This is a genomic window from Streptococcus sp. KHUD_013, assembly GCF_052588545.1.
This window is the reverse complement of record NZ_CP186264.1, coordinates 1,178,491-1,191,103: the sequence shown is the minus strand read 5'-3', so window position 1 is coordinate 1,191,103 and position 12,613 is coordinate 1,178,491. Positions and strand designations below refer to the sequence as shown.

Below are 12,613 nucleotides of genomic sequence, written 5' to 3'. Positions count from 1 at the left end.
TTATAAATAGTCTGCATAGGCTTCTTCTAGTTTGGTCAGGAGTTCTTGCTTTTCCTTCTCACTAGCAAAGGAAGCCTGGATGGCATCGACATTGTGCTGGTAAAAGTCAGCTGGGGTCGTTTGGAAGTGGCGATGGTAGAGGGCATATTCCTTGGTCAAATCCGTATCAGAGACGGTCCGGTTATCGGTGTTGATACTGATATGAGCTTGAGCTTCCTTCATCTTGAGGTAAGGGAAGTCCGCCACAGTGGCAGCAGCCTTGGTTTGAAGGTTACTGGTCAAGCAGAGTTCACCGGTGACTCCATTTTTCACAAACTCTTTTAGAAGCTCTGGTTCATCTGCTAGCAAGGTCACATGACCATTTCGTTTGATGCCGTAGGCCATGGATTGAGCAACATTGGCTGGGCAGTGGCACTCGCCAGCATGCAGGGTCATGGGTCGGTTGTAACTTTTGACCTGTTGGATGAGGGCATCAATGGCTTGTGGAGGGTAGTGATGCTCATCCCCAGCGAAGTCAAAGCCGACAAAATCCTGATCTGTGACTTGGTTGGCTTCTGCCAAGATGCGAGAGGTGAGTTCTTGATCCGACTGGCGCATACCACAGACGAGGGCTTTGGCTGTAATGTCAAATTCATCCTGGGCTTGGTGCAATCCTTCACAGACAGCATCGATAGTTTCTGGGACAGTGAGCCCTTGGTCCATGGACAATTCTGGGGCAAAACGAACCTCAATGTAGACGACATTTTCCAAAGCAGCTTGCTTGGCCACATCGTAAGCAGCAAGTGTCAAGGCTTCCTTGGTCTGAAGGAGAGGGCGAATGTAGTCAAAGGCCTCCAAATAGTCCAAAAGATTCTCACAGTGGGCAGGGGCAGTGACATGGTGCTTGAGCTCTTCATCGCTAGCAGGAAGGTCAATATTGGTCATGGCTGCCAATTGGCGAATAGTCGGTAGAGACAAGGAACCGTCTAAGTGACAGTGGAGTTCTGTCTTTGCCAAACTATGAAAGTCAATTGTGGACATATTTTTTCTCCTTAAAATGTATTTTTTCTATACTATCATTTTGCCAAGAAAAGTCAAGTAAAGCTAGCGTAGCAGATTTTTGAAACTAGAGGCAGGATTTGATATGGTAGTAGTAACATAGACAAAGGAGAACAGAGATGTCAGATTATCAATTACCGGAAGTATGGGAAGCGCCAAATCAAATGGGTGGAGCCTGGGGTAGCTTGAACCAACCAACAGCAGGTGCCCGCTTTGAACAGACTCTTCCAAAAGGCGACCAGCCTTTCCAACTCTATACTCTTCCAACCCCAAATGGGATCAAGGTGACTATTATGCTGGAAGAACTAAAAGAGTTGGGTGTAGATGCGGGCTATGACGCTTATCGCATCAAGATTGGTGATGGGGATCAATTCGGCAGTGACTTTGTGGCCATCAATCCAAACTCGAAAATTCCAGCCATGTTGGATCAATCAGGTGACCAAGCCATTCGGGTCTTTGAATCAGCCAATATTCTCTTGTATCTAGCAGAGAAATTTGGAAAATTGATTCCGACAGATCCTGCTAAACGGACCGAAGTGCTTAACTGGCTCTTCTGGCAGACAGGGGCTGCGCCATTTCTAGGTGGGGGCTTTGGCCATTTCTTCCACTACGCTCCTGAAAAAATCGAGTATGCCATCAACCGCTTTGCCATGGAAGCCAAACGCCAATTGGACCTACTGGACAAAGAATTGGCGACCAAACCTTATATTGCAGGGGAGGATTATACCATTGCAGATATTGCTATCTGGTCTTGGTATGGCCGTCTAGCCCAAGACAAGGTTTGGGATCGTGCGGGAATTTTCCTGAATGTGAAGGAATACAAGCATTTGCAAGCTTGGACAGAGAAAATTGCTAATCGCCCAGCAGTGCAACGTGGCTTGGAAGTAGAATATAAGGAAATTGATGCATAAGGAAAAGGCGCCGTCGCGCCTTTTTTTAATGGTGCAAACATGGTATACTTAAGGATGGAATAAAAGTTTAGAAAGTAGAACATGGAATTTACAAAATTATCAAATCGCTTGGACTTGGTGGCTAGCTTCGTCCCAGAAGGAGCGCGTCTGTTAGATGTGGGAAGTGACCACGCTTATCTCCCAATCGCTCTTTTACAGGAAGGCAAGATTGAGGCTGCTATTGCAGGGGAAGTGGTTGAAGGACCTTATCAGTCTGCCCTGCAAAATGTCGCCGATAATGGTTTAGAGGACAAGATTGAAGTCCGCCTGGCTAATGGCTTGGCTGCATTTCAAGCAACAGATAGTATTTCCTGCATCACCATCGCAGGAATGGGAGGGCGCTTGATTGCAGATATCTTAGCAGCAGGGCTTGAGAAATTAGCCGGTGTCTCTCGCTTGGTCTTGCAACCCAATAATCGGGAGGATGAACTGCGGGCTTGGTTAGTAGACCATGATTTCCGCCTTGTTGATGAAGCTATCTTAGAAGAAAATGAGAAGTTTTATGAGATCCTCGTGGTCGAACAGGGTTCTCAAGAGTTGACAGCTAAGGAATTGCGCTTTGGTCCGTATTTGATGATAGAACAAGCTCCAGCCTTTGTTCAAAAATGGTCCAAGGAAGTGGAGAAATTAGCCTTTGCCTTGGAGCAGGTCCCAGTTGAGAATCAGTCCGCCAGAGCATCGTTAGAAGAGCGCATCGCCCAAATCAAGGAGGTCCTAAATGCTAGCAAGTGAAGTTATCAAACGCTATGAAGCCTACTGTCCCCAGGAACTTTCCATGGAGGGAGATGTCCGTGGGCTACAGGTCGGGACGCTGCAAAAAGACATCAAGAAGGTCATGGTAGCCTTGGATATCCGGGAGCAGACGGTGGCAGAAGCCATTGATCATGGAGTGGACTTGATCATTGTCAAACATGCGCCCATTTTTCGTCCTATTAAGGATCTGGTTGCCGATCGGGCTCAAAATCAGATCTACATTGACTTGATCAAGCATGATATTGCGGTCTATGTCAGCCATACCAATATTGATATTGTTCCAGATGGATTGAACGATTGGTTCTGCCGGCTCTTAGAAATTGAAAATACAAAGCCCCTCAGCATGACAGGAGAAGGTCTAGGAATCGGCCGGATCGGTCAAGTGCGCACCCAAACCTTTGGCCAGTTGGCTCATAAGGTAAAAGAAACCTTTGGCTTAGATGCCTTACGCTTGGTTGGTTATGACCAGGCGGACCTGGATCGGATGATTGAGCGCGTCGCTATCTGTGGCGGAAGTGGCCAATCCTTTTACAAGGATGCTCTTGCTAAGGGGGCAGAGGTCTATATCACAGGAGATATCTACTACCACACGGCTCAAGACATGCTGAGCGATGGTCTCCTTGCCTTGGATCCAGGTCACCATATCGAAGTTCTCTTTGTGTCGAAACTAGTCGAAAAACTCAATCAGTGGAAGTCTGAAGAAGCGTGGGAAATCGAAGTGATTGGCAGTCAAGCCAGCACCAATCCTTTTTATCATATCTAAGGGGTTATCATGAGAGTTGCCATTATCGGTGCAGGGATTGTTGGATCCACTGCAGCCTATTATTTATCCAAGGAAGCACAGATAGATGTCACTGTCTATGATCACGGAGTTGGCCAAGCAACCAAGGCAGCGGCTGGCATTATTAGCCCTTGGTTTTCTAAGCGGCGAAACAAGGCTTGGTATCGTCTAGCTCGGCTAGGAGCTGATTTCTACCAAGAATTGGTAGAGGACCTAGCCAAAGACGGAATCAAAACAGACTTTTACCAGCAGACAGGGGTCTATCTTCTTAAGAAAAAGGAAGAGAAATTAGATGAACTCTATCAGTTGGCGCTGAGTCGACGGGAAGAATCTCCCTTGATTGGGGAATTGGCGGTTTTAACCAAAGAAGAAGTAGGTCAACAATTCCCAGGTCTGCAAGGCTTTGAACAGCTCCTTTATGCCACGGGTGGGGCCCATGTAGAGGGAGCCCTTCTAACGGAAACTCTCCTTAAAGCAAGTGGCGCAAGAGTGATCAAGGAAGAGGTTACTCTCTCCGTCACGGGTGATGGTTTTCAGATAGCAGGAGAGAGCTATGACCAAGTAATCCTAGCGACAGGAGCCTGGTTGGGGCAAATCCTTGAGCCACTTGGCTACCAAGTGGATGTCCGTCCGCAAAAAGGACAGTTGAGGGATTATCAGCTAGACCTAGATACGAATAATTATCCTGTGGTTATGCCAGAAGGAGAACTGGATATCATTCCCTTCCAGCAAGGCAAGATCAGTATGGGCGCTACCCATGAGAATGAGCTAGGCTTTGACCTAACAGTGGATCAAGCTTTGCTGAATCAAATGGAAGAAGAAGCCTTGACCTACTATCCAGAACTAGCTCAAGCGACAGTTGTCGGTGAGCGCGTAGGTACCCGGGCTTACACCAGCGACTTCTCGCCCTTTTGGGGAGCTCTTCCCGATCAAGCTGGTATTTATGTCGCTAGTGGACTTGGTTCGTCTGGCCTCACAACTGGTCCCCTTATTGGGTGGCACCTGGCCCAACTAGTGGCAGGAGGAAAGGTGCGCCTAGATCCAGCAGATTATCCAGTTGAACAATATGTGAAGAAGTAGGCTGGGACAAAAGTCCTAGCCTCTCAATTTTCTTTGGATTGTCGAGCAAGACGCAGTGGTTGAGTGGGCTCTACTACGCTGAATTCATCAGCTTTTACAGCCCTACTCAACTGTGCGGAGGTGGGACGACGAAATCGAATTCTAACGAATTACCGATTTCTGTCCCACTCTCTTTTTTTCGAAAGATCTTCCTTCATTCGGATAGAAATAGTAGAATAGAACAAGCGAATCAACAAGAAAATGGGAGTTGTTATGAATTGGGTTCAATCACAATCCGTGGTCTTACAGGCCTTTCTCGCAGGATTGTTTACATGGGGCTGTACCATCGTAGGGTCAGCCATTGTATTTTTCTTCAAGCATATTAGTCGAAAACTCTTGGACATCATGATGGGCTTCGCGGCTGGTGTTATGATTGTGGCTTCTTTTTGGTCCCTCTTGCAACCGTCTATTGAGTATGCGGAAAACTCCTATGGAAGTTTGGCTTGGTTGCCAGTGGCGATTGGTTTTCTAACTGGAGGATTCTTCCTCTGCTTGATCGACGTCATCGTCCCTCACCTTCATATGACGAAGGAGATTGAAGAGGCAGAGAGTATCCATACGCCGAGAGAGAAGAAGTTGTCTAAAACGACCCTCCTCTTTCTCGCTATTACCATCCACAATTTCCCAGAAGGCTTGGCGGTCGGAGTGGCCTTTGGAGCTCTGGCTAGTAATCCAAGTCCAGAAGCTTTTATCGGGGCGGTTGGTTTGGCCATTGGGATTGGCTTGCAAAATATCCCAGAGGGAGCTGCCCTCTCGATCCCAATCCGGACGGATGGAAAATCCCGTCTCAATGCCTTTTATTGGGGATCCATGTCAGCCATGGTTGAGCCAGTAGGAGCCCTGCTAGGAGCAGTTGCCGTCTTATCTATGACAGCCATCCTACCATATGCCCTCTCTTTTGCAGCAGGCGCTATGATCTTTGTAGTGGTCGAAGAGTTGATCCCAGACTCACAGACGAATGGCAACACAGATGTTGCGACCCTCGGTCTCATGGTTGGCTTTGTCATTATGATGATCCTAGACGTAGCTTTGGGATAAAGTGTCATCACCTTGCAACACAAATGCAAGGTGACTTTTTTATATAAACATGATAAAATAAGGGTAATGACTACGTAGAAAGGCCTAACATTATGAAAGGTATTATTTTAGCTGGTGGTTCGGGGACTCGTTTGTATCCTTTGACCCGTGCCGCTTCCAAACAGTTGATGCCCATTTATGACAAACCAATGATCTACTATCCACTGTCAACCCTTATGTTGGCAGGGATCAAAGATATCCTGATCATCTCAACTCCGCAGGATCTTCCTCGTTTTGAAGAGCTTCTTGGAGATGGTTCTGAACTAGGAATTTCCCTCTCTTATGCAGAGCAACCAAGTCCAGATGGCTTGGCGCAAGCTTTCATCATTGGAGAAGAATTTATTGGTGATGATCATGTTGCCCTCGTACTTGGAGATAATATCTTCCACGGAAATGGCTTAACCAAGATGTTGCAACGGGCGGAAGCCAAAGAAAAAGGCGCGACTGTCTTTGGTTACCAAGTCAAAGATCCAGAACGTTTTGGTGTGGTAGAGTTTGACGCGGACATGAATGCCGTCTCAATCGAAGAAAAACCAGAACATCCAAAATCGAATTTTGCGGTGACTGGGCTTTACTTCTATGACAATGATGTGGTAGAGATTGCCAAAAATATCAAACCAAGTCCTCGTGGAGAGCTCGAAATCACCGATGTCAACAAGGCATATTTGGAGCGTGGAGATCTCTCTGTTGAGCTTATGGGCCGTGGCTTTGCTTGGTTGGATACAGGAACTCATGAAAGTCTCTTGCAGGCTTCTCAATATATCGAGACGGTTCAACGTTTGCAAAATGTCCAAGTAGCCAACCTTGAGGAAATTGCCTATCGTATGGGCTATATTACTAAAGAGCAAGTCTATGAATTGGCTCAACCTCTGAAGAAAAACGAATACGGACAATATTTGCTCCGTTTGATTGGAGAAGCTTAATGACAGAACAATTTTTCGGAAAAGAATTAGCAGCCCGTAAGATTGAAGCGATCCCAGGTTTGCTGGAATTTGATATTCCAGTTCATGGAGATAACCGTGGTTGGTTCAAAGAAAACTTTCAAAAAGAGAAGATGCTTCCCCTTGGATTTCCTGAGAGCTTCTTTGCGGAAGGCAAGTTGCAAAACAATGTGTCTTTCTCTCGCAAGCATGTCTTGCGTGGTTTGCATGCAGAACCTTGGGATAAGTACATCTCTGTAGCAGATGAAGGCAAGGTTCTCGGAACTTGGGTGGACCTTCGTGAAGGTGAGACCTTTGGGAACACTTACCAAACTGTGATTGATGCTTCTAAAGGAATCTTCGTCCCACGTGGCGTTGCCAATGGTTTCCAAGTCTTGTCTGACAAAGTAGCCTACAGCTATTTGGTCAATGATTACTGGGCATTGGAACTCAAGCCAAAATATGCATTTGTTAATTATGCAGACCCAAGTCTAGACATCCAGTGGGAAAATTTGGAAGAAGCAGAAGTCTCAGAAGCTGACAAGAATCACCCATTGCTCAAAGACGTCAAACCCCTAAAAGCAGAAGATTTGTAAAAATGAAGCTCTTAAAACAATCAAGACAATTATTATATAGTTTTTAGGTTTGCTATAAACGAGCGAAGCGAGCTATATGCTTAGCTTTCCGCCGTGAAAAAAGCACCTGAACCATTGTGTTTCAGGTGCTCGGAAGTTTTGAGACACTAGGCTCAAAACTTAGTCATGGAACTTCTTCGAAGTTCGCTGACGTCCGTACTCACCTAAGGAAAGCTAAAAAAAGATTGATTTAAGGAACGATAAAGAAAAAACAATTTTTTGGAGAAAAAATGACTGAATACAAAAACATCATCGTAACCGGTGGCGCTGGTTTCATCGGTTCAAACTTCGTACACTATGTCTACAACAACCATCCAGACGTGCATGTGACTGTCCTTGACAAACTCACTTACGCAGGTAACCGTGCCAACATCGAAGAAATCCTTGGGGACCGTGTTGAATTGGTTGTGGGTGACATTGCTGACGCAGCATTGGTTGACCAACTGGCTGCTAAGGCTGATGCGATCGTTCACTATGCGGCTGAAAGCCACAATGACAATTCATTGAATGACCCATCACCATTTATCCACACAAACTTCATTGGTACCTACACACTCTTGGAAGCTGCTCGTAAATACGATATTCGTTTCCACCACGTGTCAACAGACGAAGTGTATGGAGACCTTCCATTGCGAGAAGATCTTCCTGGACATGGGGAAGGTCCTGGTGAAAAATTCACTGCAGAAACCAAATACAACCCATCATCCCCTTATTCATCAACCAAGGCTGCTTCAGACTTGATTGTGAAGGCTTGGGTTCGTTCCTTCGGTGTTAAGGCAACCATTTCAAACTGTTCAAACAACTATGGACCATACCAACACATCGAAAAGTTCATCCCACGTCAAATTACCAATATCTTGTCTGGTATCAAACCAAAACTTTATGGTGAAGGCAAGAACGTCCGTGACTGGATCCACACCAACGACCACTCAACTGGTGTTTGGGCGATTCTTACTAAGGGTCGTATCGGTGAAACTTACCTGATCGGTGCTGACGGTGAAAAGAACAACAAGGAAGTGCTTGAGCTCATCCTTGAAAAAATGGGACAACCAAAAGATGCTTACGACCGTGTAACAGACCGTGCTGGTCACGATTTGCGTTACGCTATTGATTCAACAAAATTGCGTGAAGAATTGGGTTGGGAACCACAATTCACAAACTTCGAAGCAGGTTTGGAAGAAACCATCAAGTGGTACACAGACAACCAAGACTGGTGGAAAGCTGAAAAAGAAGCTGTCGAAGCCAATTACGCGAAGACACAAGAAGTCATCAAATAAAATCAAGCCTCTATCAGTCAGGATTTCTGACCGATAGAGGCTTTTCTATATTTTTAAAATAGACTATACTGTTTTTTAGAATGCATACAAACTTTTTTTGATAAAATAACTAGTTAATTTTTTTAAAAAAGTGATGTCTAATAGTTTGATTCATTTAGGTAGTTATAAAACTTTCCGCTGTGAGAAAAGTGCTTGAAACAATAATGTTTCAAGCACTCGGGAGTTTTGGAACCTTAGGTCCAAAACTAAGTCATGGAACTTCTTCGAAGTTCGCTGACGTCCGTACTCACCTAAGGAAAGTTTTTTTAAAAGTACTCTTTTCTATAATAAAAAGACCAAATGGTCTTTTTATTAATTAGCAGATGATTCGGTATCTGTAGCAGATGGTGTTGTGTCTGCAGGAGCTTCACTGGCACTGGTTTCTACCTGTGATGAATCAGTTTTTTCAGAGCTTGCTTCCGATGCTTGGCTGCTGCTAGCACTGGTATCTGTTCCCGTAGCACTTGAATCAGTAGCAGATCCATCCTTTTCATGGACAACCACAACGCTAGTGGAGCCATCTTTTTTCTCCTCTGTCTTAGTTGTCGGTTTCATGATACTGTAAATAGTAAAGGAAGTAACGATAATCCCGAGAAAACTAGCAATCGTTGCGACAATCATCTGGAATAAAGAAAGGCTCTGTTTCACTTTTTCGCTTCTTGATGGTCTGTTGCTGTCTTGGTGTTTTTCTTTTCGTGAGTATTGTGACATAATCTGTTCCCTCTTCATTTCATATTTGGTTCTTTTATGTGAACACTTTAGTCATTATACGTTATTTTTATGAAAATGTCTAAGAAGAAATGGAAGAGGTTTTTAAAATTTCAAATTGCTTTCAAACTGGACGCTTTGAGTCTCGCTTGCTTCAGAGGACGTTTCAAAGTTTGCCTGTCCTTTTTCAGAGACGGAAATTGCTTGGTTTGTTTGACTAGGCTGGCTGATGATTTCATGGTTACTAAAACTAGAGGAGTCATTAGGAGAGATAAACTGGCCATTCGCCTGAATCTCTATCTTGTTTGGATCCGGGATAGAGTAGTCAATCTTACCCTTGAATTCCTTGGTTTTTGAAATCACTTTTACATCTTTGACACGGATGATACGACGGAACCAGCCATTATATTCGACCAAGCATTTGAATTCGATGTGGCTATCGGATTCACCAGGGATTGGTTGGATAAGGCTCATTTCGCGGAGACTGCCTTCATCTTCCCTAAAGTAAGGTGGCTTCTCCAAGGGCTGTTGTAGGTCACACTGTCCTTTACCGTGACAGGCTAGTTGGGTAGAAGGGAGGGCAAATGGAAGTGGTGGTAGGGCAGAGAGCAGTCCTCCAAGAGCAAGGCTTCCAGCTAGAGCAATGGAAAAATAGATCGGTCGTTTCATGCTTGTCTCCTTGTAACTTCAATCAAGACCAGTTCTGGACTTGAGTAGGTCATAAAAAACAACAGGGGGATCTTGTAAGCGTTTTACAAAACTCTCCATCTTCATCATAAGCTATTTTGAGAAATTTACAAGTTTTCTGTCTGAAACTAGGAACAAAATGAAGCCTGCCAAATCCTTGTCCCTCCAACCTATAAATGTTACAATAAGATGATTGAAAATTGACTAGGAGAGAGTGGAAGATGATTTACTTTGATAATTCAGCAACAACCAAACCTTATCCCGAGGCCTTGGCTACCTACACGGAAGTCGCAAGCAAAATTTGGGGCAATCCCTCCAGCTTGCACAACCTGGGAAGTCAAGCGACTCGGATCTTGGAGGCATCTCGTAAGCAGATTGCTTCCCTCCTAGGCAAGAAAGCAGAAGAAATCTATTTCACCTCAGGTGGGACTGAAGGAGACAACTGGGCGATCAAGGGAGTTGCTTTTGAAAAAGCTCCTTATGGAAAGCATATCATTGTCTCAGCTATTGAGCATCCAGCTGTGAAGGAATCGGCCCTTTGGCTACAAGGTCAAGGATTTGAAGTGGATATTGCTCCAGTCGATGCGCATGGCTTTGTCCAAGTAGAAGAGCTGGAAAAACTCTTGCGTCCGGATACAACCCTCGTTTCGATCATGGCTGTCAATAATGAAGTGGGTTCTATCCAGCCGATTCAAGCTATTGCAGACCTATTGGCGGATCGTCCGACCATCACTTTCCATGTCGATGGGGTTCAGGCGCTGGCTAAGGTTTCAACCGCTCTCTACCTACCAGAACGGGTGGATCTAGCGACCTTCTCCAGTCATAAGTTCCATGGACTTCGTGGGGTTGGCTTCCTCTATCTCAAAGAAGGCAAAAAGATCAGTCCCCTCTTAACAGGTGGCGGACAAGAAAAGGACCTTCGTTCGACGACTGAGAACTTAGCTGGAATTGCAGCGACTGCCAAGGCCTTGCGCTTGGCGATGGAGCGTCAAGAGGATTTTGAGCGTAAATGCCATCAGTTGAAGGAAGTCATTCGTGAGGAATTAACTCATTACCCAGATGTGACTGTCTTCTCAGGAGATGAGGGCTTTGCACCCCATATCTTAACTTTTGGTATCAAGGGAGTGCGAGGAGAAGTCATCGTCCACGCTTTCGAAGAGTATGAGATTTATATCTCGACAACCTCTGCCTGCTCTTCTAAGGCTGGCAAACCAGCTGGAACCCTGATTGCTATGGGAGTCGATAAGGCTCTGGCACAAACAGCAGTCCGCCTAAGCCTCGATCTCGAAAATGACATGAGTCAGGTCGAGCAATTTTTGACCAAGTTCAAACTGATCTATGAAAAGACGCGAAAGGTGCGTTAAGGAAAAGAAAAGGAAGTTACTATGCCATTAACTTATTCAGAAATTATGATCCGCTATGGGGAGCTTTCTACTAAAGGAAAGAACCGGATGCGCTTCATTAATAAATTGCGCAATAATATCTCAGATGTTTTGTCCATTTACCCAGCTGTCAAAGTGACGGCCGATCGAGACCGAGCTCATGCCTATCTAAATGGAACGGATTATGAACCGGTGGCTGAATCTCTTAAACAGGTCTTCGGGATTCAAAATTTTTCACCCGTTTACAAGATTGAAAAATCAGTCCCAACTCTAAAAGTGGCGGTGCAAGAGATCATGAAGGAGATTTACAAGGACGGCTTGACCTTTAAAATCTCAAGTAAGCGCAGTGACCATACCTTTGAACTCGATAGCCGTGAGCTCAACCAAACCTTGGGTAGCGCTGTCTTTGAAGCGATCCCAAGTATCCAAGCCCAAATGAAAAAACCGGATATCAACCTCCAAGTAGAGATCCGGGAAGAAGCAGCCTATATCTCTTATGAAACCATTAAGGGAGCAGGTGGTCTGCCAGTTGGGACGTCTGGTAAAGGCATGCTCATGCTATCTGGTGGGATTGATTCTCCAGTAGCGGGTTACCTAGCCTTGAAGCGAGGTGTGGACATTGAAGCGGTTCACTTTGCTAGCCCGCCTTATACCAGCCCGGGTGCGCTGAAAAAAGCCCACGATTTAACTCGTAAATTGACCAAGTTTGGGGGCAATATCCAGTTTATCGAGGTACCTTTTACTGAGATTCAAGAAGAGATTAAAGCCAAGGCGCCGGAAGCTTATCTCATGACTCTGACCCGTCGCTTTATGATGCGGATCACAGATCGCATCCGTCAAATTCGTGGTGGCCTAGTCATCATCAATGGGGAAAGTCTTGGTCAGGTTGCCAGCCAAACGCTAGAGAGCATGCAGGCTATCAATGCCGTGACCAATACGCCCGTCATCCGTCCAGTGGTGACCATGGACAAGTTGGAGATTATTGACATCGCCCAGGCCATCGATACCTTTGAAATCTCTATCCAGCCTTTCGAAGATTGCTGTACCATCTTTGCTCCGGATCGTCCAAAGACTAATCCAAAACTCAAAAATGCAGAGCAGTATGAGCAACGTATGGACGTGGAATCCTTGGTGGAGCGGGCTGTCGCAGGTATTATCGTAACAGAGATCACGCCTCAAGCAGAAGCAGATGAAGTCGATGAGCTGATTGAGGATTTGTTGTAAGATCTAGTAAAATTGCTTGAAGA

At 45.4% G+C, this 12,613-nt stretch carries 13 protein-coding genes; 10 read left to right on the top strand and 3 right to left on the bottom strand.

Annotated elements, in window-relative coordinates; genetic code table 11:
- Complete coding sequence (add, locus tag ACOXXR_RS05595) at positions 1 to 1,020, bottom strand: adenosine deaminase (protein ID WP_006596510.1); 1,020 nt, start codon at positions 1,018 to 1,020, stop codon at positions 1 to 3.
- A gap of 137 nt (positions 1,021 to 1,157) precedes the next feature.
- Here add and yghU point away from each other — a divergent pair, with 137 nt between their 5' ends.
- The 8 genes from yghU to rfbB all read left to right on the top strand — a co-directional run bounded on the left by yghU (position 1,158) and on the right by rfbB (position 8,550).
- On the top strand, positions 1,158 to 1,949 hold the full coding sequence (gene yghU, locus ACOXXR_RS05590) for a glutathione-dependent disulfide-bond oxidoreductase (RefSeq protein WP_006596509.1): 792 nt from the start codon (positions 1,158 to 1,160) through the stop codon (positions 1,947 to 1,949).
- Positions 1,950 to 2,030: 81 nt separating this feature from the next.
- The gene (locus ACOXXR_RS05585) at positions 2,031 to 2,720 is read left to right on the top strand and encodes a tRNA (adenine(22)-N(1))-methyltransferase (protein WP_006596508.1); all 690 of its coding nucleotides are present in this window, start codon (positions 2,031 to 2,033) and stop codon (positions 2,718 to 2,720) included.
- Entirely contained in the window at positions 2,707 to 3,504 is a 798-nt protein-coding gene (locus ACOXXR_RS05580; protein WP_006596507.1) for a Nif3-like dinuclear metal center hexameric protein, read from the top strand. Before ACOXXR_RS05585 ends, ACOXXR_RS05580 begins: the two co-directional genes overlap by 14 nt.
- Positions 3,505 to 3,513: 9 nt before the next feature.
- Positions 3,514 to 4,602: an NAD(P)/FAD-dependent oxidoreductase gene (locus ACOXXR_RS05575; RefSeq protein ID WP_445278232.1), complete on the top strand. Its 1,089-nt coding sequence runs from the start codon at positions 3,514 to 3,516 to the stop codon at positions 4,600 to 4,602.
- Positions 4,603 to 4,854: 252 nt separating this feature from the next.
- Positions 4,855 to 5,679: a ZIP family metal transporter gene (locus ACOXXR_RS05570; RefSeq protein WP_006597236.1), complete on the top strand. Its 825-nt coding sequence runs from the start codon at positions 4,855 to 4,857 to the stop codon at positions 5,677 to 5,679.
- 92 nt (positions 5,680 to 5,771) lie between these two features.
- The gene (gene rfbA, locus ACOXXR_RS05565) at positions 5,772 to 6,641 is read left to right on the top strand and encodes a glucose-1-phosphate thymidylyltransferase RfbA (RefSeq protein WP_006596504.1); all 870 of its coding nucleotides are present in this window, start codon (positions 5,772 to 5,774) and stop codon (positions 6,639 to 6,641) included.
- The gene (locus ACOXXR_RS05560) at positions 6,641 to 7,234 is read left to right on the top strand and encodes a dTDP-4-dehydrorhamnose 3,5-epimerase family protein (RefSeq protein WP_006596503.1); all 594 of its coding nucleotides are present in this window, start codon (positions 6,641 to 6,643) and stop codon (positions 7,232 to 7,234) included. Before rfbA ends, ACOXXR_RS05560 begins: the two co-directional genes overlap by 1 nt.
- A gap of 269 nt (positions 7,235 to 7,503) precedes the next feature.
- Complete coding sequence (gene rfbB / locus ACOXXR_RS05555) at positions 7,504 to 8,550, top strand: dTDP-glucose 4,6-dehydratase (protein WP_023026717.1); 1,047 nt, start codon at positions 7,504 to 7,506, stop codon at positions 8,548 to 8,550.
- Between the two features lie 351 nt (positions 8,551 to 8,901).
- Here rfbB and ACOXXR_RS05550 read toward each other — a convergent pair whose 3' ends face one another.
- Positions 8,902 to 9,300 (bottom strand): DUF6556 family protein, encoded by a 399-nt coding sequence (locus ACOXXR_RS05550; protein WP_445278231.1) that lies wholly within the window; start codon positions 9,298 to 9,300, stop codon positions 8,902 to 8,904.
- A gap of 102 nt (positions 9,301 to 9,402) precedes the next feature.
- Complete coding sequence (locus ACOXXR_RS05545) at positions 9,403 to 9,966, bottom strand: hypothetical protein (RefSeq protein ID WP_445278230.1); 564 nt, start codon at positions 9,964 to 9,966, stop codon at positions 9,403 to 9,405.
- A gap of 239 nt (positions 9,967 to 10,205) precedes the next feature.
- On the opposite strand from ACOXXR_RS05545, the gene ACOXXR_RS05540 reads away from it, so the two are divergent.
- Together ACOXXR_RS05540 and thiI are read left to right on the top strand one after the other, a co-directional pair.
- Positions 10,206 to 11,348 carry a cysteine desulfurase family protein gene (locus tag ACOXXR_RS05540; RefSeq protein WP_048716734.1) on the top strand — a complete coding sequence of 381 codons (1,143 nt, stop codon included), beginning with the start codon at positions 10,206 to 10,208 and terminating at the stop codon, positions 11,346 to 11,348.
- A 21-nt stretch (positions 11,349 to 11,369) separates the two neighbouring features.
- Positions 11,370 to 12,590, top strand: a complete 1,221-nt coding sequence (gene thiI, locus ACOXXR_RS05535) for a tRNA uracil 4-sulfurtransferase ThiI (protein ID WP_445278229.1) — start codon at positions 11,370 to 11,372, stop codon at positions 12,588 to 12,590.
- Positions 12,591 to 12,613: the final 23 nt, after the last annotated feature.

Coding starts and splice junctions, on each gene's coding strand:
- add (WP_006596510.1), bottom strand. CDS start 1,020: ATGTCCACAATTGACTTTCATAGTTTGGCAAAGACAGAACTCCACTGT.
- yghU (WP_006596509.1), top strand. CDS start 1,158: ATGTCAGATTATCAATTACCGGAAGTATGGGAAGCGCCAAATCAAATG.
- ACOXXR_RS05585 (WP_006596508.1), top strand. CDS start 2,031: ATGGAATTTACAAAATTATCAAATCGCTTGGACTTGGTGGCTAGCTTC.
- ACOXXR_RS05580 (WP_006596507.1), top strand. CDS start 2,707: ATGCTAGCAAGTGAAGTTATCAAACGCTATGAAGCCTACTGTCCCCAG.
- ACOXXR_RS05575 (WP_445278232.1), top strand. CDS start 3,514: ATGAGAGTTGCCATTATCGGTGCAGGGATTGTTGGATCCACTGCAGCC.
- ACOXXR_RS05570 (WP_006597236.1), top strand. CDS start 4,855: ATGAATTGGGTTCAATCACAATCCGTGGTCTTACAGGCCTTTCTCGCA.
- rfbA (WP_006596504.1), top strand. CDS start 5,772: ATGAAAGGTATTATTTTAGCTGGTGGTTCGGGGACTCGTTTGTATCCT.
- ACOXXR_RS05560 (WP_006596503.1), top strand. CDS start 6,641: ATGACAGAACAATTTTTCGGAAAAGAATTAGCAGCCCGTAAGATTGAA.
- rfbB (WP_023026717.1), top strand. CDS start 7,504: ATGACTGAATACAAAAACATCATCGTAACCGGTGGCGCTGGTTTCATC.
- ACOXXR_RS05550 (WP_445278231.1), bottom strand. CDS start 9,300: ATGTCACAATACTCACGAAAAGAAAAACACCAAGACAGCAACAGACCA.
- ACOXXR_RS05545 (WP_445278230.1), bottom strand. CDS start 9,966: ATGAAACGACCGATCTATTTTTCCATTGCTCTAGCTGGAAGCCTTGCT.
- ACOXXR_RS05540 (WP_048716734.1), top strand. CDS start 10,206: ATGATTTACTTTGATAATTCAGCAACAACCAAACCTTATCCCGAGGCC.
- thiI (WP_445278229.1), top strand. CDS start 11,370: ATGCCATTAACTTATTCAGAAATTATGATCCGCTATGGGGAGCTTTCT.